Source organism: Lysinibacillus sp. OL1 (assembly GCF_004332175.1).
Taxonomy (GTDB): domain Bacteria; phylum Bacillota; class Bacilli; order Bacillales_A; family Planococcaceae; genus Lysinibacillus; species Lysinibacillus capsici.
In genome coordinates, this window is sequence record NZ_SJDS01000115.1 from 1 (window position 1) to 260 (window position 260).

A 260-nucleotide genomic window follows, 5' to 3' on the forward strand; every position below is an offset into this window, starting at 1 on the left:
AGGTAGATAGGTTCGAGGTGGAAGTGTGGTGACACATGGAGCTGACGAATACTAATCGATCGAGGACTTAACCAAAACGTTTGAAACATTCAATGTGCCGTTTATCCAGTTTTGAAAGAACAAGTAAGTTTTAAAAAAAGCTTGTATTTATACTTAAATATGGTATAATAAATCTTGTCTTTTAATAAGTCTAGTGATGATGGCAAAGAGGTCACACCCGTTCCCATACCGAACACGGAAGTTAAGCTCTTTAGCGCCGA

Annotated in this window: 1 rRNA gene; it reads left to right on the forward strand. The window is 38.1% G+C overall.

From position 1 onward, the window contains the following. Nucleotides 1-189: 189 nt before the first annotated feature. Nucleotides 190-260 (forward strand): 5S ribosomal RNA (gene rrf, locus EW028_RS24710); the annotation flags it as partial.